Origin of the sequence: Pandoraea nosoerga (genome assembly GCF_902459585.1) — a bacterium.
GTDB lineage: Bacteria > Pseudomonadota > Gammaproteobacteria > Burkholderiales > Burkholderiaceae > Pandoraea > Pandoraea nosoerga.
The window spans coordinates 302,313-321,116 of sequence record NZ_CABPSC010000002.1 but is presented as its reverse complement, the minus strand read 5'-3'; the positions used below and the strand labels follow the sequence as shown (position 1 = coordinate 321,116).

Here is an 18,804-nt window from a genome sequence, read left to right as displayed (position 1 = left end):
GCCACGGCCATCGCAGTCTGCGCGCGTCTATTGCGTGAGCTCCCGAAGCGCGCAGTCCCAGTCGTGCGCAAAGCGGCCGATGTCGAAACGCTCGCGTGCATCGCGCCGCGCGGCCTCGCCCCATTCCCTCGCGGTTGCGGGATCGCGTATCAGTTGACGCATGGCCTCGGCGAGCACGTGCAAGCGCGTATCGGCCACGCCGTTGTATCCCGAGCGAACGAGCATTGCCATTTCCGTGGTGGCCAGCGCCACGATCGGCAGGCCCGCCATCATGGCCTCGATGACGGCAAGCCCGAGGCTCGTGTACCGAATCGGGTTGAAGAAAAAGCGGTACGCACTCATAAAGCGTGGCAATTCCGACGCCGGAATCTCGCCGATACCGCCCAGCGCCTGCGCGTCCATGCCAACGAGATCCAGTGGAATTTCGGCGCGCAGCCGCTCGAAGACGTCGGCGCCCAGTCGTCGGCCGCGTCGGGCGAGATGATTGACGACCGTGATGCCTTTGGGCAGCGTGCCATGCCATTCGACCTCTTCGACGAGCCGCACGCCATGCTCGATGACGCGCGTGGGCGTGTCCCCCGAATCCCACATCAGCGCATTGAACGGCGTCACATGAACGAGCATGACGTCGGGATCCTGCACCGGATGGCGCGTGTCGGTCGGATGGCCCTGGGGCGGATCGTGCTCCACGAACGCCGTCGGCAATCGGCGCTGCGCCTCGCTCAACAACGCGGGCCCGTCCTCGAGATAGTGCCGGTGGTGCTGGTACAGCACGCAATCGAACTCGGTCTGCGCAACGGCGTGGTACGGCACCTCGTGCACGTTCGTGCCCCACGGCAGTGCGTTGCCGCAGCGCGCATAGCCGGCCGGGTTGCCCGGCTTCGTCACGATGTAGAAGTCGTGCGGCGCGTGCGAGAGATAGAACAGATAGTTGCCGTGGACCTGCCAGGTCAGCACTTTCAGCCGTCGCATACCGAATCTCCCGCGTTGAGCATCGTTCTGACGTGGCGCATCACCTGGGCGACCGAGATTTCCGTCGCGCACTCGTGTCCGTAAGGGCAGGAGTGGAACATGCAGGGCCGGCACTTCGGATGCTTGGCCAGCATGTCGTGACGTTGTGCGTTGAGCGGCGCCCAGCGTGCCACGTCGCTGCCGCATGCCACCACCACGCTGCGCGTGCCCATCGCGGCGGCGATGTGCGAGACGCCCGTGTCGTTGCAGATCAGCAGCCGCGCATGCGCGATGAGCGCCGCGAGCGTGCCGAGCGACGTCTTGCTGCAGAAATCGATGATGGGTTCGTGCGTGCGCGCCGTGAGCGCCTGCGCGATATCGCGCTCGTGCGCTCCCCCGGTGAGCACTACACGGTAGCCTTCGCGCGCGACCTTGTCCGCCACGCTGGCGTAGCGCTCCACCGGCCAGCGGCGCGACGGCATTCTCGAGCCCGGATGAATGACGACGAAGCGTCCCGGCTCCAGGCGGAACTTGTCGCACAGCACCTGGAAGGTAGCGTAATCGAGCGCGGCGAGCGGAAATTCCAGGTGATCGCCCCAATCCTGATAGCCCATTGCTCGCGTGAGCTCGAGACATCGGTGGACTTCGGAACCGGACTCGGGCCACGGCAGGCCGTGCTCGACGCCCTCTCCGTCGGCGCGGGCCGGCGTGGCGGCGGCGCCGTCGTGCGGCACGAAGCCCGCGCTGCACTGCGCACCCATCCGGCCCACCACGGCGTTTGAATACGCGCCGCTGCCGTGCAACTGCACCGCGAGATCGAAGCGGCGCTCGCGACATTGCCGCTCGAACGCCCGCAACTGCGCTGCGTCCGCGCCCTGCTCGGGCAGGCCGGGCGCCCCCGGAAACGGCAGGAAGTCGTCGATGTACGATTTGAAGCGGGTCGCGAATGACTCGGCCCATGGCAGCCCGACGAGCGTGATGCGCGCGGCAGGCTCGCCCTGCCGGATCGCGCGCAGCGCCGGCACGGCGCACAGCATGTCGCCCAGTTGCAGCGCGCGGAACACGACGATGCGGCGATGCTTGCCCAAATTCGGAATGGCCAGGCGCGGCGCCGTGCCCGGGTAGGTCGTCGGCGTGTCCGCCGGACAGTACGGTGCGGCAGATATCGGGAGCGAACTCATAGGAATAGCACCCTGAAATGAAGACCGGCCCGCAGGCGCCAGTACAGCGAGACCGGCGGAATGGCGATCGAAGTCCAGATCATTTCGGCAACGTGCGCCGGTGTACGCGCGGTGTTTCGCAACCGTCTGACGCAGAAGACGGCCGTGGCGACGGCCCACACCACCAGCGCGGCAGCCGCGGCGACGTACTGCGCGAAGATGGTCAGTCCCGCGGCGAGCACCAGCGCAATGCCCGCCGTGTAGTACAACCAGGGCGGCGAGGGCCGGATATGCCGCCGATACAGCGCCGGGTATTTCTTGTAGAGCAAGGCGTCGAAGAAGACCTTCGACTGCTGGCCGATGCTCACCCCCCAGTGCGCCGGACGCACCGGATGCACCACGCGCGCGCCAGGCGCGCGCGAGATGGCGCCAACGTTGCGCAGCGCGAACATGAGGTCGGCGTCTTCGCGCCAGGCACGCGTGAAACGCTCGTCGAAGCCCCCCACCGACACGAGCGCGCTGCGCCGCACGAAGCAGTTCGCCGTGGCGAATTCGGCGTGCGCGAGTCCACTCGCATCGCGTTCGTAATCCGTGGGCGGATCGGAAATCGGCATCTCGATTTCGCCCGCCACCGCGGCGGCCTGCGGCTCGCACAGCAGCGCAGCGCAGCCGCCTCGCAGCCAAAGCGGATCGGCAATGGTGTCGTCGTCAGTGAAGGCCACCACCGGCGCCTGCGCCCGCCGCCAACCGGCGTTGCGCGCGGCGGCCGGCCCTTGCGTCTTCGATATCGGCAGATAGATGACGGCCGGGGCGCCGGCGGTGCGTGCCTGAAATTCGGCCACGACGTCGCGCGTTGCGTCGTCGGGTCCGTCGTCGGCCACGATGATTTCGAACGCCGTGGGGTCGAACCGCTGTGCGCACAGCGCCGCGAGGCACCGGCGCAGCAGATCCGCACGGCGCCACGTCGGCACCACGACCGACACGACGAGACGGGAATGCGCCGCGCAATCCATCGATGTCATTGCGCCTTCTCCAGCAGGAACGGACCGATGACCAGGGCGTCGAGGGGGGACGCCCAGAAGCACTCGAGCGCGTCGCGCGGCGTGCAGACGATAGGCTCGCCGCGCGTGTTGAACGACGTGTTGACCAGCACAGGCACACCGGTCAGCGTTTCGAACTCGGTGAGCAGCGCGTGATAGTCAGGGTTTTGCGACGCGTTGATGGTCTGCACCCGCGCCGTGCCGTCGACGTGGCACACCGCGGGAATACGCGCGTCCTGCCCAGGGACAATGCCGTACACGAACAACATGAACGGCGCGTACAGCTTGTCACCTCGCCCGGCCCCATCGCGCGGTCTCGGGCGGAACCACTCGTGGGCCTTCTCTTCGAGCACCACCGGCGCGACCGGACGAAAGTCCTCGCGGTCCTTGATCTGGTTCAGGCGCTGCTGCATGCCGGGGTCGATCGGCGAGGCCAGAATCGAGCGGGCGCCAAGGGCGCGCGGCCCGAACTCCATCCGCCCCTGGAACCAGCCGATCACGCGGTTCTGCGCGAGCAGCCTGGCTGTCTCGCGCGGCACGTCGTCGAGCCGGCGGTAGCGAAGCTTGGCCTCGTCGAGAAACGCCTTGATCTCCGTTTCCTCGAACGACGGCCCGAGATAGGCGTGCTCCATGCGCCAGTCGCCGCGCGCGCCGCGCTGCTGGAAATCGACCCACAGCGCCGCGCCCAACGCCGTCCCGGCATCGCCGGCGGCCGGCTGCACCCACACCGATTCGAAAGGCCCCTCGTCTCGCACGCGCGCGTTCATCACGCAGTTGAGCGCCACGCCGCCGGCCATCGCCAGGCACCGCTCACCTGTCTCCTTCGCCAGCCAGTGCGCCATGTCGAGGACGATCGACTCGAGCGTCTCCTGCAACGATCGCGCAATGTCGAAGTGGCGCTGCTCCAGCGGCCAGCCGCGCTGGCGTGCCGGGCCCAGCAGCTCGGTGAGATCGCGCTCCGGCGTGACGTAGGCGCCATGACCGGCGTACCGCGCCAGCGCCTGCATCTCCGGCAGGTACGACGGCTGTCCGAACGAGGCCAGCGCCATCACCTTGTACTCGTCAGACGAATGCAGGAACCCCAGATGCCGCGTAATGCGCTCATAGAGCAGCCCGAGCGAGTTCGGCAGGTCGATCTGTTTGATGCGCTGATACCGCTTCCCGTCGAATAGGCCGTAGCTCGTGGTGACCAGCTCACCGCGGCCGTCCATCGTCAGCACCGCGCAACGCTCGAACGGCGCCGCAAGGAACGCACTGGCCTCGTGAGCCAAGTGGTGTTCCACGTGGTGCCACTGGTAGGGGCCGTCATGGCGCAGGCCGCGAAATCGTCTTTGCAAATGGTGCGGTGCGCCGTCGGCGAGCTGGCGCGGCGCGTTGACGACGTAGGACAGGAACAGCGGATCCCATGGCGAGCCGTTTTCCGCAGCCCGTGCATGCGCCGATGGCATCAACGGCAGTTGCATGAACGCCTGCGTTGCGTCGTCGGGCTTCTCGCCGCTCATCTCGATGCCGGGAATATCCCCGCGCGCGATTTGCCGCCACGGGTCGTAGGCATAAGCCACGTCGTGGACGTCGCGCATTTCGATATCTGCCGCCTGAAGACAATAGTCGATGGCGTGGTAAGGCAGCTCCCAGGCCGAGAACGGCACGGGACGCTTGCCGTGCTTGATATGGGTGAAGCGCTCCTCTTCGGCCGCCGCGACGACCTGACCGTCACGTATCAGGCAAGCGGCGCTGTCGTGAAATGCGGCATTGATGCCCAGGGTATAGCGCGTTGTGGACGGCGGCATGTCAGCGGCTCCTTGCAAGAATGTGGGGTGCGTCGACACCAGAACGGACGGCGGTGCCGGCCGCGGACCGGTCGTGCGCGTCATGGCGTGCGGGACGCAACAACGCCGCGCGGGGCGGTTCGTCGCGCCCGTCCTGCCCGGCCGGCGAAATGCGCGGCAACAGGTGACGCGCCGCCGCAACGACCGCGTCCGGAGATACGCCCGTGAGGCACGGGTGGCCCGGCTGGTCGCATACGCTGCGGTAGCAGTTTCGGCATGGCACGTCGACGTTGAGCACGCGGTTCGGCACCTGCCAGGGGCGGTGCTGCGGGTTGGTGAGCGCGTAGAGATCCACCACGGGTGTGCCGACGGCCGCCGCGATATGGACCGGGCCCGTGTTGTTGGCCACCAGCAGATCGGCCCGTTCGATCAACGCCGCGAGCTTGCCCAGCGACAATGCACCGGCGAGCGGCACCGCCTTTGTGCCGATGCGGGCGCAGACGGCCGCGACGAGCGCCTGCTCGCCGTGGCTGCCGGTCACGGCAATGCCGTCGAAGTCGCGCGCCAGCTGGGCGCCGGCCTCGCCGAAGCGCTCGGCAGGCCACCGGCGCGACGACGCACTGGCGCCCGGATGAATCACGAGCCAGCGGCCGGCTGAGTGGTGATGACGCGCCGCGGCGAGCAGTTCGGCGATGGCCCGGCGATCCTGACGCTGGACGTCGAAGCCGAGGCGTTCGTCCGACGTCATGGCGCCGACCGACTGCACGAGCGCGAGCTGGCGCGCCACTTCGTGCCGCGTCACCGAATGCGGCTCGCTCTCGACAATGCGCTCGGTGAGCAACTCGTATGGATTTTCCCGGCAGTGGGCGAGCCGCAGCGGAATGCCGGCGAGCCGACACATCATCGCGGCGGGCAGCGGGCTTTGCGAATACACCGTGAAGATCACCGCCGCGTCGAAGTGCGCGCGACGCAGCCGTTCGATCATGTCGAGATCCGCCTGCGGCGTGGACGCCACGGGGTGCTTGACCCACGGCGCGTCGTAAGCCCATACGTCATCGACCATATTGAGGAACGGTGCGAGCTTCGCGGCGGACGACGACGTCAGCAGGGTGAGATGGCGTTCATGCCCGGACTGCCTGAGGGCACGCATTGCGGGTGTCGTCATCAGTACGTCGCCCATGTTGTCGAGCCGGACGCAGAGAATGCGTCGCGCGGCGCGCCAGCAACTCATGACAACCTCCCGACGGCGATGTTGGCCGTCTCGCGCGCGTGCGAGACCACCAGACGCGCCGCCTGGTCGATGGCGGACACCGTGTGATCCGGCGTGCGGTGCGCGCCCGTGCGCCATTGCGTCTCGTTGCCGCAGTCGACGAGGATCGTCTGGCAGCCCGCCACGTTGCCGGCTTCCACGTCGTCGAGAATGTCGCCGATCATCCAGCAGCGCGACAGCGGCACGCCGATGTGGCGCGCGGCGGCCTGGAGCAGCCCGGGCGCCGGCTTGCGGCATGCGCAGACGGTGCGATAGGCGGCGTCGCGGCCCTGAGGGTGGTGCGGACAGTAGAAAAAGCCGGCGAAATCGACGCCGTAGTCCGCCATGACCCGCGCGAGGTGCTCGCGCACGCCGTTGAGCTCCGACTCCGCGAAGTACCCGAACGCCACGCCTGGCTGGTTGGAAACGATCGCCACCGGCCAGCGCAGCGACGCAAACTCGCACAGCGCCTGCTCTGCGCCGGGCGCCAGGCGGATCCGGGCTGGCTCGACATTGAACGGATCGTCGTCGATCAACGTGCCGTCCTTGTCGATCAGAATGGCGCCCTCCGGGGTGTGCTCGCCGGCGATCACGGCCATGATGTTTCTCGTATCGGCAGCACCATGACCTCCGGGATGACGGTGCCCTCGGGCTGCGTCAGGACGAAGCGCACGGTATTGGCCACGTTTTCGGGCGGTTGCAGGGTCGTTTCGTCGATGTCGGGGAAGCGATCGAGCAGGAACGGCGTGCGCATGCCGCCGGCGACGATGGCGGTGACCTTGATGCCCGCATCGCGCAGCTCCGCATGCAGCGCATGCGACAGGCCGAGCAGTCCCCACTTCGTGGCGTGGTAGGCCGATGCGTTCGGCCACGCGCGCTTGGCGGCCGTCGAGGCGATGTTGACGATATGTCCGCCGCCGCACGCGCGCATCATCGGCACGGCCGCGTGACACAGGAGGTACGGCCCGAAAAGGTTCGTCATGAGCACGTCGTGCCAAGCGCTCGCGCTCACTTCGTCGACCGGCGCGGTGATGTCGATACCGGCATTGTTGACGACCACATCGAGCCCGCCCATGCGCGTGCGGGCGTCATGGACCGCCTCGGTGACCGACGCTTCGTGGCGAACATCGAAGCATTGAAACGCCACGTCCAGCCCACGCGCGGTCAGGCGCTCGCAGGTCGTCGAGGCCAGTGCGCGGTCGACGTCGGCCAGCGTGACGCGCGCGCCCGCACTCGCAAGGTTCTCGCAAATCGCCGCGCCAAGGCCCCGTGCACCGCCCGTCACGAGGACGTTCTTGCCTCGCAGCGGTGGTTCGGTTGTCGCTCGCGCATCTTGATGTTCCTTTGCTGACATGCTGACTCCTGAATGACATTCGGAATGGCACAACGGTTGACAGGACAACTGTCGGAGACAGAGCGAATTGCATGCCAGCCACGAAAGGACGACGAGCCGTGCTTGGTCGGTACGTGTAACCCCATGTTTCGTAAAGGGTTCCACACGATGCGCGGGCGTCGCCCGGGCGTTTGCGACATGCGACGCGCCGGCAGGGCCGCATACGTGCCCTGCCTTTCTGCCAGCCGCATGTAATTTGGCGATGCCCGGTGCTGCGGCGCTCTCGTTCAGTCGTCCGAGAGCGCGAGCGTCTCTGGCGTGCTGTTGGCGCGATGCTGCGCCACGGCCCGCAGACAGTGCGCCACACAGCCGGCCAGCGCCTCGTCGAAATGCGGCTGTGCGCCGGATACGGCCACTACGATGCCGTGTTGCGCGACGCTGCCCCACAGGTTGGTGTCGCCGCTGCGCAGCCGGTACGGTTCGCATAGCTGCACGACGCGGCTGTCCTTGCCCGTGAGCCACGACACGCGGGCCTTGGCGCGAGCATAGGCGCCGTAGTCGGCGTCCCACTGCTTCGGATCAGGCAGCGAGAGCTCATAGAGAATCGATTCCTCGAACGTTGCGACATCGGGCCCCATTGCGGGGTCCATCACGACAATGTGCAGACAGCCGCTCTGCCCCACGGTGTCGTTCTGCATGGCGCTCAGCAGCGTGGGCATGAGCAATTCGAGCGCCTCGATGGCGGCTTCGCGATTGGCGAAGTGACTTCCGTTGTAGCGCGTCATATCAAAGGCGGTGAGGTTCTGAGGGGTGTTGAGGCGTTGCGTGAGTGTCGGCATGGGGTTCTCCGGAGGGGGACGCGGGAGGATCGTGCTCGCCGCCGGGGCCCTGCACGGCCAGCGGCAGCGTGATGCGCAGGGTGACACCCTCATCGTCGTGCGTGCGCGTGAGGTATGCGCCGTGTTGTTCCAGGCTCGCCTGGATGGCGGTAAAGTCGAGCAGCGAGAGTTCGGGCGCGTCGAACAGCGGGCTGCCCAGCACGATCGCCGCTTCCGTCGCGCCGTGCATCACGCGAACATCGAGCCGTCCTCCCTGCCCTGTCATTTCCACGGCGAAGCGCAGAATTTCCCACAGCAGGTGGTGCATGCCCGGGGCGTCGATGGTGACGACGGGGTCGTCCGTGGCCATTTCGCGATTGAGCTCGGTGCGATGCTCGAGCAACGGCTCGCGCAGCGCGTCGAGCACGCCCTCGACGAAAGGCACCAGCCGGACCGGGCGCATGACGACGCGGCGCTCGACCTGCTCCAGTTCGCGCTGTTGTTCCTGCAGGTGCCACAACTGGGCGTAGACGCTGCCGCGGGCGAGTAGATCGTCGTGCCGGCCTTGCTCCACGATGCGCCCGCGGTCCATCACGAGGATCCAGTCCGCGCCGACCACCGTGGACAGTCGGTGTGCGATCAGCAAACTCGTGCGTTGTTCGGCCAGTTGCATCATTTCGACCTGGATCGCCCGCTCGGTGCGGGTGTCGAGCGCCGACGTCGCTTCATCGAAAACGATGATCGGCGGGCGTTTGAGCAAGGCGCGAGCGATGGCGATGCGCTGACGCTCCCCGCCGGACAGACGCATGCCGCGCTCGCCGACGCGGGTTTCGTAGGCGTCGGGCAGGGCTTCGATGAACGGGGCGAGCTGCGCGCTGCGGGCGGCCTTGACCACGTCCGCGCGCGTGGCGCCCGGGCGACCGTAAGCGATGTTGTACGCGAGCGTGTCGTTGAACAGGATCGTGTCCTGCGGCACGATGCCGATGGCGTCGCGCACGCTTTGCTGTGTGACCTCGCGCAGATCCTGACCGTCGATGCGTATGGTGCCGGCGTCGGGCTGGTACAAGCGGAACAGCAGGCGCGCCAGCGTCGATTTTCCCGAGCCGCTGCCGCCCACGATCGCCACTGTCTGGCCGCTGCCCACGCGAAACGAAACGTCGTGCAGGAGTTGACGACCCGGTTCGTAGCTGAAGTCCACCCCCGAGAATTCGATGGCCCCGCCGGTGACGACGAGCGCACGCGCGTCGCGCGCGTCGTTGTCCTCGTCCGGACGGCCCCTGGCGAACAGCAGCGCAAAAAGCCGTTCGATGTTGCTGATGGCATCGTTCGTCTCCCGAAAAACGAAACCCAGCGAATTGAGCGGCAAGCTCACCTGGATGATGTACGCGTTGATGAGCACCAGATCGCCGATGGTCATGGCGCGTGTCATGACGTGCTGACCGGCGAGCAGCATGACGGCGGCAATGCCGGCGCCGATGCACGCGCTTTGCCCGATGTGCAGCGCCGAGAGCGCGGACTGATTGGCCACGCCCGCCTTCGCCCAGTCGTCGGCGACCACGCGCAGGCGCTCGGTCTCGAACGACTCGCGCGCGAAGTACTTCACGGTATCGGCATTGAGCAGGCTGTCGACGATGCGACTGCTCTGCACCGCTTCGAGTGCGTTGACCTGCTTTTGCATGCGCATGCGCCGGCGCGTGGCGTAGGCGGTCCACGCCGCGTAGGACAGGAACGTCACGGCGATGATCGCGAGAAATCCGCCACCGTAGTTGCGCACGATGATCGCCAGAATCATCGCGATCTCGACGACGGTCGGCACGATCGCGAAGAGCGAGACGCCCAGCAGGAATCCCACGGCCGTGGTGCCCTTTTCCATGTCGCGAATGACCGCACCGGTTTCCCGTTGCGCGTGAAATCGCGCGCTCAGGTGATGCAGGTGGGAAAAGGTCTTGACGGTGAGGTCGGCGACCGTGCGTTGCGTGACTTCGGAAAAGGCGACGTCGCGCACTTCATTGAAGGCGTTGGACAGGAAACGCACGATGGCGTAGCCGAGTATCAGGAATACGGGCAGCATGGCCGGCGTGGGCGTGCCCAGTTCGTCCACGATGCGCTTGAGCAGGACCGGGACCGACACCGACGCGAGCTTTGCCGCCAGGAGCAGCGCCAGCGCAATGACCACGCGCCAGCCGTGCGCGCGCACCGCCTGCCAGAGGTAGGTCGCGATCTGCCATCTCACGTTGCCGGGGGTGGAGTTCGTCTTCGGTGTCATGAGCTTCGTGGTCGCCGGGCGTGGCGTGGCAAGCCCCCATGGATTCGGACCCCATGGATTCGCAAGACTCGTACCAAGGCCGGAACGTGCGGATGGGCGGGCAAGTCGCGGGCAATGACCGGCGCTGACGGGGCGAAGACGGGAGAAAACTGCAAACGCATGCAAATAGGCAGCGCGGCGTGCGCCCGGCGGCTGCAACCGCCAAAGGCGCACCGTGCCGGCGGCGGCATGGTATTTGCTTTCGCTGTATTTGCTTTGTCGGGGGTGCCGGCTTATGATGCCGGCATTCCAGAGGATCAAGAGGATCGCAACAATGCGTCGTGAGACAGTTCTCGTGACGGGAGGCACCGGCTACATCGGTTCGCACACATGCGTGGCGCTGCTCGACAGCGGCTACGACGTGGTCATCGTCGACAATCTGATCAACAGCCGCAGGATTGTCGTGGAGCGCATTGCCGAAATCTGTGGGCGTGCGCCGGTATTCATCGAAGGCGACGTATGCTCGGAGCGCGTGCTGGATCGGATTTTTACCGACTTCGACATCTCCTGCGTCATTCACTTCGCCGCGCTCAAGGCCGTGGGCGAATCGGTCAGCAAGCCCGTCGAATACTACTGCAACAACGTCGGCGCCGTGCTCGCGCTGGTGAAGGTCATGCAGCAGCACGGCGTGCGCGACCTGGTTTTCAGCTCTTCGGCGTCGGTGTACGGCAACCCCGAGAGGGTCCCCATCGACGAGGCATGTGCGCTTTCGGCGGCGAGTCCCTATGGGCAGACGAAGCTCATCGGCGAGACCATACTTCGCGATACGGCCAACGCGGATCCCGCGTGGCGCATCGCCATGCTGCGGTACTTCAATCCGGTCGGCGCGCACGAGAGCGGCCGGATCGGCGAGGACCCGCTCGGCACCCCCAATAACCTGATGCCGATCGTCACGCGCGTCGCGATGGGCCGCCAGCCGACGTTAAAGGTGTTCGGCAACGACTGGGACACGGTAGACGGCACGGGTGTGCGCGACTATGTCCACGTGATGGACCTTGCCGAGGGGCACGTGAAGGCGCTCGACGCGCTGCGGCGCCTGAACCATGGCTTCACGGTGAACCTCGGGACTGGCCGCGGCTATTCCGTCCTGCAGCTGATCCAGGCGTTCGAGGCCAACTGCGGACAGCGCGTGCCGCACGAGTTCATGCCCCGCCGCGCGGGTGACGTGGCGTGCTGCTATGCCTCGACGTCGCTGGCGCAAACGCTGCTGGGCTGGACAGCCAAGTACGGGATCGAGCGCATGTGCGTGGACCATTGGCGCTGGCAGGTCAATAACCCGTCGGGCTACGCGTGATCATCCGCTGCCCCGCTATCGGCGCCAGCGCAACGGACGCCGCAGCGCATGGCGGTGCGGGCCGGCGGCGACCCACATCGGCGCGGCGGGTGCCGCCGTTGCCGACGCGCCGAAACGCGCGGCAGCTTCCTCTTGCGCCTCATCCTTCTCCACCGTCTTGTTCGTGTCGATGAAAAGCGCGGCCACCACGCCGACGCCCAGCAGCACCGCCGAGATGGCGAACGGTACGTTGTAGTTGCCGCTCGTTTCAATGAGATAGCCGAACGCCACCGGCGAGACCATGCCTGCAAGGCCGAAGCCGGTATTCATCATGCCGCCGGCCGTCCCGGCGTACCTGCCTGCGATATCGAGCGGCAGCGTCCACAGCACCGGGTTCGTGATCTCGAGGAAGAAGAACGACGCGCAGAGCAACAGCACCGCCGTCATCGGATCGGAGACTGCCGTCAGCGGCAGCAGGAACGCCAGGGATCCCCCCATGCCGACGACCAGCACCGACACGCGTGCAAGGCGTAGACGCCCGGTGGCCTTGTAAAGCTTGTCGGAGACCACGCCGCCGAGCGTGTCGCCCACCACCCCGGCGAGCAACGGCAACGCCGTGAACAACGCCAACTGCTTGAGATCGAAACCCTGCGACTCGCGCAGATACGACGGCATCCAGGTGAGATAGACCCAGAGCAGCCAGCCGTAGCAAAAGTCGACGAACGTCACGAGCCACATACGGCGCACGAGTTTTCGCCATGGCGTGGACGCGCGCTTGGCGCGCTCGCAGTCGCCTGCGCGATAGCCGATCTCCGCCGTCTCCTCCGGTGTGATGTGCCGATGCTGCTCGGGCGTATTGCTAAACACCTTCGCGTAGAGCGCCGTCCACGCAAGGCTCACTACGCCCAGCACGATGAACGCTTCGCGCCAGCCGAAGGCGACCACGATGGCCAGTACGACCGGCGGCGTGATCGCCCCGCCCAGGCGCGCGAAGCTATGCGTGATGCCCTGCGCGAAGCCGCGCTCGCCCACCGGCATCCAGTACGTGAACGCGCGCGTGGCGGTGGGAAACGCCCCGCCCTCGCCCACGCCCAGCAGGAACCGCAGCGCCACGAGCATCGCGATACTTCCGGCAAAACCGGTCGCGAGCGTCGCGGCGCCCCAGATCAGCGACAGCACCGTCAATACGAGCTTCGGGCCGTAACGATCGGCCAGCCATCCGCCGAAGATCTGCATCGCGGCATAGGGATAAGCGAACGCCGAGAAGACGAGGCCGAGTTGTACCGACGTCAGCCCCATTTCCTGGCGAATGAAGGGGCCGGCCACGGCAATGTTGACGCGATCGATGTACGAGATGAAATACATCAGGCACATGACCGCGAGAATGATGTGCCGCGTTTTCACGCGACGAGGGGGCTTGTTCATGTTGTCTCCTATGTATTTACGTCGCCGGCGTCTCGCGCCTGCGATCGCGTCTTGCGCGGTACTACGGTGAACGGGCGGCCAGAGGACGAACGACGGATGCGGGGTGCGTCGCCCGGCGCCCCGGCCATCGGCTAGGGCTGCAGCAGCTTCAGGCGCTGCACCTTCCCGGACGGCCCCCTGGGCAGGTCGGTCACGAACCGGAACTCCTTTGGCGTCTTGTAGCGGCCGAGCGTCTGCAGGCAGTGCTCGCGCAAGGCCGCCGCATCGACGCTGCCCTCCGTGCGCTCGCGCACCACGACGAACGCCACGATTTCCTGCCCGTAAGCGGGGTCCGGCACGCCCACGGCCGCGGCGTCGAGCACGCCCGGATGTCGCAGCAGCGCTTCGTCGATCTCGCGCGGCGCAATGTTCTCCCCGCCCTTGATGATCAGTTCCTTGGCGCGCCCCGTGATGTAGAAATAGCCATCCTCGTCGCAATACCCGAGGTCACCGGTGCGCAGCCATCCGTCGCTCGTGAACGCGGCCGCGGTTTCCTCGGGACGCTTGTAGTAGCCGCGCATCACCTGGGCGCCGCGCAACACCAGCTCGCCGGTCTCGCCCGCTGTTGCCCGCGTGCCATCGCGGCGAACGACTTTCGCCTCGCCGCCCGAGGGCAGGCCGATGCTGCCCACACGCCGCCGGCTCGCGTCGAACGGATTGCTGAATACGGGCGCCGCCGTTTCGGTCATGCCCATCGTCTCGATGATGCCGATGCCAAAGCGTGCCTCGAACGCCCGATGATGGTCGCCCGGCAAGGCCGCCGACGCGCTGCGGCAAAAGCGCAGCGACGCGAGAGCCTCCCGGTCGGGCATCTCGCCGTCGAGCAGGTACGCCACGATGGTCGGCACGACGTTGATCCACGAGCACCGGGTCGCAACGACGTCGCGCCAGAACGTGCGCGCCGAAAACTTCGGCGCCATTACCACCGATCCTCCGTGGAACAGCGGCGTGAGCAGCGTCACCACCAGGCCGTTGATGTGATAGAGCGGCAGCGCTGCCAGCACGCGATCGTCGGGGGTCAGCCGATGTTCGGCACTGATGAAGCCCGCATTGGCCAGCAGATTGCCGTGCGTGAGCAGTACGCCCTTGGGCAGACCCGTGGTGCCCGACGTGTACATCAGCAAGGCGACGTCGCGCATGTCCTGCCCGGCCGGCGTTGGCGAGACGCGCGGGGTATGCGAGGCGCCGAGCGTCGGGATGTCCGGCAAACGGGCGTCGTCGGGCGAAACGCAGACCAGCGCGACGGGACGGCGCATGCCGCCGGCGTGCGCCGCGTCCACCGCCTGCGTTAGCGCGGGCAGCATGGCGGGCGACACGAAAATCATCCGGGTGTCCGAATGCTCGACGATGTACTGCAACTGCGCGGGCTGACACAGCAGATTGATCGGATTGACGACGAGACCGCCGTACATTGCCGCCAGAATCAAGCGTGCCGTCTGCAGGCCGTTGCCCATGCACACCGACACGATGTCGCCCGGCCGGAGCCCCGCGCGGGCAAAACGCCTCGCGAGTTCCCGGCAGTCGTCGCGCAGCGCCGCGAAAGTCAGTGCGGGCGCATCGCCCTGGGTCTCGCTCTCCGGTTCGCTGCCCTCGCCCGTCCTCAGCAGGTAGGGTTTGTCGCCGAACGCCAACGCCTGCGCTTCGATCAACTCGCGCAGGGTCGCCGCTGCGCCGGGTGCAGCGGGTGCAGTGGCTCCAGTGGACTCGGCCTCCGGTACGGCGTCCAGGACAGGGTTCATCGGTGCGTTCATCGTCCGAACCTCCCGAAATAGTCCGCCAGCAGATCGTCGACTTCGGGCACCACCGCGGCGATCGGATATGCCACGCGAGTCACGTTCAGGTACTGGCGAAAGCCGAGGTTGTCCGTGAAGTTGTTCTTGCCCCACGTGCCGCAGCCCATCGAAAGCGAGAACGGCAGACCGTTGTCGAAATTCCCGCCGGTGGCGAAGCAATGCGCCTGGTTGACAATCACCCGGGCGACGGGCAGCGTCTGGCCGAGTTGCACGGCCTGTGCCGGGTCGCCCCCATGAAGTCCGACAGAATGGCCGGCGCCCATATAGGCGTAAAGCCGTTCGACGAGCGACATGGCGTCGACAAAATCGCGTGCGCGATAGACCGTGAGCACCGGCGAGAGCTTCTCGCCCGAGAACGGATGATCCGCGCCGGTTCCCGTCTCCTCGACCATCAGAAAGGCCGGCTGCTGCGCCGCAACCGACGCCAGCCCGGCAAGTCGCGCAATCACTTGCGCCGATTTGGCCGTGCACTGCGCCGAGAGCTTGCCGTCGACCCACATGACCGCCTGAAGCGCACGCTTCTGGGCCTCGTCGAGCAATACGCCGCCCGCCGCCCGCAGCGCCTCGATCATCGGCGCGTATACGGCATCCTCGATCACCACGCTGTTCTCGGACGAGCAGCTCGTGGCGTTGTCGAACGTCTTCGAGCGGGCGATCTTCTGCGCCGCATCGGCCAGATCGGCGCTTGCCGTAACGATCGACGCCACGTTGCCGGCGCCGACGCCGAAAGCCGGCGTGCCGCTCGTGTAGGCCATGCGCACGTTCGCCTGGGAGCCGGTCGCGACGACCAGATCGACCTGCTGCATCAACGCCGCGGTGGCCGCCTTGCTGATCGGCGCGGGCAACATCTGCACGAGATCCGGCGAAAGCGACGCCTTGGCGAGTTCCGCGTGGATGAAGCGAAGAAGCAGCGCGCAGGCGGAATACCCCTTCGGCGACGGCGCGACGATCACCGCGTTGCCGCATTTGAGCGCGTTGATGATCTTGTTGGCCGGCGTGGCGGCCGGATTGGTCGACGGCGTGATCGCGGCTACGACACCTACGGCCCGCGCAATCTCGACGATGCCGCGCGCGGCGTCTTGCGCGATGACGCCGGTGGTGCGGCGGCCATGCAGGTCGCGCAGCAGCCCGAGCGTCTTGCGAAAATTCTTCTGGATCTTGTCGTCGACGTTGCCGAGCCCGGTGTCGGCGACGGCGAGCTCGGCGAGTTGGCGATTGCGTGCGGGCTCCATGATGGCCCACGCCGCCGCACTGGCAGCCGTGTCGAGCGTGCGCTGTCCGGCAATGGCGAAGGTGCGCTGTGCCGCTCGGGCGCGTGCGACGAGTTCAGCGACCTGCACCTGCTCGCACGCTGCGCCGGCGGCGCGAGCCGTGGCGGCAAGCGAGCGCGCGTCCTGTGGCAAAGGCGATTGCGGGGATGAGGTGACGACGGCGCCGAAAGCCCGTGAATTCATGAGATGTCTCCTGATGCGTGAAACGCCGGTTTTTGCTTGAGTTCGCGTACTCAATCTAGCCAACCGGGGAGTGCCGCAGGTCTCAAATTTCCGGACAAACCGGACAGTGTCGACGGGTGTACAGGCTGTCTCGATATTCGGGACCCGTTCAGTCCGCAAAAGTAATGAAAACGATGCAGAATCGCAGGTAAGCCGCGTGGATAGCGCGGATCACCCATGCGGCGCGACTTCAGGAACGGCCCCGCACGGACGTGCGCGCCGCGGCGCGAGCGCGCCTTGTATCAGGAGGGGAGAATGACGGCATCGAACCAATCGAACGCGGCCGCGGTCCGGGCGTTTCGCGTGCTCGAAGTCCTGGCCGACGCGGGTGGCCCGCTCTCGATGATGGACCTGGTCAATGCGCTGGGACTGCCCAAGCAGACCGTGCATCGCATCCTGACGCAGCTCAAGGACGCCTGGCTCATCACGCGCAGCGCGAACGATCGTCGCTATGAATGCTCGCCCCGCGTGCGTGCGCTCGCCATCAACGTGCTGATGCAAACGGGGCCGGCCGCCGCACGGCACGGCCTGCTGCAGCAACTCGTCGCGCGGATCGGCGAGACGTGCAACCTCACGATGCTCTCGGGCAACGACGTGATCTATGTCGACCGCGTGGAGACGGAGTGGCCGCTGCGCATGCATCTGCAGCCGGGTTCGCATGTGCCGATGCACTGTTCGGCGAGCGGCAAGGTGTTGATGAGCTTTCTACCCAAAGAGCGGCGCGAACGCCTGATCGACACCCTGCCGCTGCGGCGCTTTTCCGATCACACGCTCACCGATCGCGAGGCGCTGCGCCAGGAGCTCGCTCGCACGCGACGGCGCAAGATGGCCATCAACAATCAGGAACATTTGCAGGGACTGATCGCGATTGCGGTGCCGGTGATGCTCAGTCGCACGCGCGCTTGCGCGGCCATCGCGGTACAGGCGCCGATCGGCCGGCTCACGCTCGACGACCTGCTGGCCTTCGAGCCGGAGCTGCGGCACGCGGCCGAAGAGACCGCGCGCACCTTCAGGGAGTGAGGGCGCGGCGGCCGGACACCGCCGCCCCCTCCCCCTTGCCACCACCACGCTCCCGATCCGCCTGGCGAGCGCGGCCGCGGCCGCCGGGCGATCAGTAAGTGGCGTCGAACGCTTTTTGCACCTTGTCGGCCGAACTCACGCCATTGCCGATGAGCAGTTGCGTCAGCACGCGGGCCTTCTGGGGATTCAGGTCGTAGGAGACGACGAAGCCGGCCTTGTCGTCCGACACTTCGACGTTGCGATTGACGAAGCCCGCGCCCACGCGCGACGACCGCACGACGACGATGCCCTTGCGCGCCGCCGCTTCCAGCGCATCGAGCGCGGCCTTGGAGGCATTGCCGTCGCCCACACCCGCGAGCACGATGCCCTTTACGTTGCGGCGCACCGCGTCGTCGATCTGCGCGGCGTCCATGTCGGCGTGCGCATAGATGATGTCGACGCGCGGCAAGCCGGCGCTGGGCAGCTCCAGCGGCTTTTTGCGTGCGCCGACGGCCGGCGCGAGATAACGCACCGACGCCGGGTCGACGTAGCCGACGGGCCCGGCATTGGGATTCTGGAAGGTTTGCACCGAGGTGGTGTTCGTCTTCGTTACCCAGCGCGGTGCGTGAATCGTGTCGTTCAGCACGACCAGCACGCCGCGATTCTGGGACTGGGCGCTGGCCGCCACTTCTACGGCCTCGTACAGATTGCCGGGACCGTCCGCGCTGACGGCCGTGCTCGGGCGCATCGAGCCGACGAGCACCACCGGCTTGCTCGTCGCGAGCACGTTATCCAGGAAGAAGGCCGTTTCCTCCATGGTGTCCGTGCCATGCGTGATGACGACGCCGTCGGCTTCGTTCCTGTCAAACGCCTGCTTGATGCGTGCGGCGAGCTGATACCAGACCTTGCTGTTCATGTCCTGCGAGCCGATGTTCGAGATCTGCTCGGCCTTGATGGTCCCCAGCTTGTCGAGACCGGGCACGCTTGCCGTCAGCTGTTCGGCGGTCACACCGCCAGCGTTGTAACCGATGGCCGATCGCGCATCTCCCGTGCTGGCGATGGTGCCGCCCGTGGCCAGCACGAGAATTCGGGGCTTGGCGTCCGCCGCCGTTGCCTGGCTGTTCGCGGTCAATGCCAGCGATGCCATCAGAACGGCT

The 18,804-nt window shown here is 66.7% G+C and carries 16 protein-coding genes; 3 read left to right on the top strand and 13 right to left on the bottom strand.

Translation table 11 applies throughout. The features are described from left to right. Positions 1-27: 27 nt before the first annotated feature. The 9 genes from PNO31109_RS04360 to PNO31109_RS04320 form a co-directional block, all read right to left on the bottom strand. Positions 28-972 carry a glycosyltransferase gene (locus tag PNO31109_RS04360; protein ID WP_150554408.1) on the bottom strand — a complete coding sequence of 315 codons (945 nt, stop codon included), beginning with the start codon at positions 970-972 and terminating at the stop codon, positions 28-30. After that, a complete protein-coding gene (locus tag PNO31109_RS04355) occupies positions 960-2,132 on the bottom strand; it encodes a glycosyltransferase family 9 protein (protein WP_150554407.1) in 1,173 nt (390 codons plus the stop codon). Before PNO31109_RS04355 ends, PNO31109_RS04360 begins: the two co-directional genes overlap by 13 nt. Beyond that, positions 2,129-3,124, bottom strand: coding sequence for a glycosyltransferase family 2 protein (locus tag PNO31109_RS04350; protein ID WP_150554538.1), 996 nt, complete (start codon positions 3,122-3,124; stop codon positions 2,129-2,131). The genes PNO31109_RS04355 and PNO31109_RS04350 overlap by 4 nt, the downstream gene beginning before the upstream one ends. Positions 3,125-3,129: 5 nt before the next feature. Next, entirely contained in the window at positions 3,130-4,941 is a 1,812-nt protein-coding gene (locus tag PNO31109_RS04345) for a carbamoyltransferase family protein (RefSeq protein ID WP_150554406.1), read from the bottom strand. Between the two features lies 1 nt (position 4,942). Next, on the bottom strand, positions 4,943-6,151 hold the full coding sequence (locus tag PNO31109_RS04340) for a glycosyltransferase family 9 protein (RefSeq protein WP_150554405.1): 1,209 nt from the start codon (positions 6,149-6,151) through the stop codon (positions 4,943-4,945). Beyond that, a complete protein-coding gene (locus PNO31109_RS04335) occupies positions 6,148-6,768 on the bottom strand; it encodes a D-glycero-alpha-D-manno-heptose-1,7-bisphosphate 7-phosphatase (protein WP_150554404.1) in 621 nt (206 codons plus the stop codon). Before PNO31109_RS04335 ends, PNO31109_RS04340 begins: the two co-directional genes overlap by 4 nt. After that, a complete protein-coding gene (locus PNO31109_RS04330; protein ID WP_150554403.1) occupies positions 6,759-7,523 on the bottom strand; it encodes an SDR family oxidoreductase in 765 nt (254 codons plus the stop codon). Before PNO31109_RS04330 ends, PNO31109_RS04335 begins: the two co-directional genes overlap by 10 nt. 266 nt (positions 7,524-7,789) lie before the next feature. After that, on the bottom strand, positions 7,790-8,287 hold the full coding sequence (locus tag PNO31109_RS04325) for a hypothetical protein (RefSeq protein ID WP_150554537.1): 498 nt from the start codon (positions 8,285-8,287) through the stop codon (positions 7,790-7,792). 1 nt (position 8,288) lies between these two features. Further along, positions 8,289-10,586 (bottom strand): ABCB family ABC transporter ATP-binding protein/permease, encoded by a 2,298-nt coding sequence (locus tag PNO31109_RS04320; protein WP_150554402.1) that lies wholly within the window; start codon positions 10,584-10,586, stop codon positions 8,289-8,291. 114 nt (positions 10,587-10,700) lie between these two features. Between PNO31109_RS04320 and PNO31109_RS04315 the strand changes: the two genes are divergently transcribed. After that, the gene (locus PNO31109_RS04315) at positions 10,701-10,910 is read left to right on the top strand and encodes a hypothetical protein (RefSeq protein WP_150554401.1); all 210 of its coding nucleotides are present in this window, start codon (positions 10,701-10,703) and stop codon (positions 10,908-10,910) included. Continuing rightward, the gene (gene galE, locus PNO31109_RS04310) at positions 10,900-11,919 is read left to right on the top strand and encodes a UDP-glucose 4-epimerase GalE (protein WP_150554400.1); all 1,020 of its coding nucleotides are present in this window, start codon (positions 10,900-10,902) and stop codon (positions 11,917-11,919) included. Before PNO31109_RS04315 ends, galE begins: the two co-directional genes overlap by 11 nt. A 15-nt stretch (positions 11,920-11,934) precedes the next feature. On the opposite strand, the gene PNO31109_RS04305 is transcribed toward galE, so the two are convergent. From PNO31109_RS04305 to sauS, 3 genes are all read right to left on the bottom strand, one after another. Beyond that, positions 11,935-13,323 carry an MFS transporter gene (locus PNO31109_RS04305; protein WP_150554399.1) on the bottom strand — a complete coding sequence of 463 codons (1,389 nt, stop codon included), beginning with the start codon at positions 13,321-13,323 and terminating at the stop codon, positions 11,935-11,937. A 131-nt stretch (positions 13,324-13,454) separates the two neighbouring features. After that, on the bottom strand, positions 13,455-15,113 hold the full coding sequence (locus tag PNO31109_RS04300) for an AMP-binding protein (protein WP_241015831.1): 1,659 nt from the start codon (positions 15,111-15,113) through the stop codon (positions 13,455-13,457). Further along, positions 15,110-16,609: an acylating sulfoacetaldehyde dehydrogenase gene (sauS, locus tag PNO31109_RS04295; RefSeq protein WP_150554398.1), complete on the bottom strand. Its 1,500-nt coding sequence runs from the start codon at positions 16,607-16,609 to the stop codon at positions 15,110-15,112. Before sauS ends, PNO31109_RS04300 begins: the two co-directional genes overlap by 4 nt. 294 nt (positions 16,610-16,903) lie before the next feature. On the opposite strand from sauS, the gene PNO31109_RS04290 reads away from it, so the two are divergent. After that, entirely contained in the window at positions 16,904-17,668 is a 765-nt protein-coding gene (locus PNO31109_RS04290; RefSeq protein WP_150554397.1) for an IclR family transcriptional regulator, read from the top strand. Positions 17,669-17,759: 91 nt separating this feature from the next. Here the strand turns inward: PNO31109_RS04290 and PNO31109_RS04285 are convergent, their stop codons facing one another. Further along, entirely contained in the window at positions 17,760-18,794 is a 1,035-nt protein-coding gene (locus tag PNO31109_RS04285; protein WP_241013857.1) for an asparaginase, read from the bottom strand. Positions 18,795-18,804 lie beyond the last annotated feature (10 nt).

Bases quoted from the DNA above. Each gene is read 5' to 3' on its own strand.
- PNO31109_RS04360 (WP_150554408.1), bottom strand. From the start codon at position 972: ATGCGACGGCTGAAAGTGCTGACCTGGCAGGTCCACGGCAACTATCTG.
- PNO31109_RS04355 (WP_150554407.1), bottom strand. From the start codon at position 2,132: ATGAGTTCGCTCCCGATATCTGCCGCACCGTACTGTCCGGCGGACACG.
- PNO31109_RS04350 (WP_150554538.1), bottom strand. From the start codon at position 3,124: ATGGATTGCGCGGCGCATTCCCGTCTCGTCGTGTCGGTCGTGGTGCCG.
- PNO31109_RS04345 (WP_150554406.1), bottom strand. From the start codon at position 4,941: ATGCCGCCGTCCACAACGCGCTATACCCTGGGCATCAATGCCGCATTT.
- PNO31109_RS04340 (WP_150554405.1), bottom strand. From the start codon at position 6,151: ATGAGTTGCTGGCGCGCCGCGCGACGCATTCTCTGCGTCCGGCTCGAC.
- PNO31109_RS04335 (WP_150554404.1), bottom strand. From the start codon at position 6,768: ATGGCCGTGATCGCCGGCGAGCACACCCCGGAGGGCGCCATTCTGATC.
- PNO31109_RS04330 (WP_150554403.1), bottom strand. From the start codon at position 7,523: ATGTCAGCAAAGGAACATCAAGATGCGCGAGCGACAACCGAACCACCG.
- PNO31109_RS04325 (WP_150554537.1), bottom strand. From the start codon at position 8,287: ATGACGCGCTACAACGGAAGTCACTTCGCCAATCGCGAAGCCGCCATC.
- PNO31109_RS04320 (WP_150554402.1), bottom strand. From the start codon at position 10,586: ATGACACCGAAGACGAACTCCACCCCCGGCAACGTGAGATGGCAGATC.
- PNO31109_RS04315 (WP_150554401.1), top strand. From the start codon at position 10,701: ATGACCGGCGCTGACGGGGCGAAGACGGGAGAAAACTGCAAACGCATG.
- galE (WP_150554400.1), top strand. From the start codon at position 10,900: ATGCGTCGTGAGACAGTTCTCGTGACGGGAGGCACCGGCTACATCGGT.
- PNO31109_RS04305 (WP_150554399.1), bottom strand. From the start codon at position 13,323: ATGAACAAGCCCCCTCGTCGCGTGAAAACGCGGCACATCATTCTCGCG.
- PNO31109_RS04300 (WP_241015831.1), bottom strand. From the start codon at position 15,113: ATGAACGCACCGATGAACCCTGTCCTGGACGCCGTACCGGAGGCCGAG.
- sauS (WP_150554398.1), bottom strand. From the start codon at position 16,609: ATGAATTCACGGGCTTTCGGCGCCGTCGTCACCTCATCCCCGCAATCG.
- PNO31109_RS04290 (WP_150554397.1), top strand. From the start codon at position 16,904: ATGACGGCATCGAACCAATCGAACGCGGCCGCGGTCCGGGCGTTTCGC.
- PNO31109_RS04285 (WP_241013857.1), bottom strand. From the start codon at position 18,794: ATGGCATCGCTGGCATTGACCGCGAACAGCCAGGCAACGGCGGCGGAC.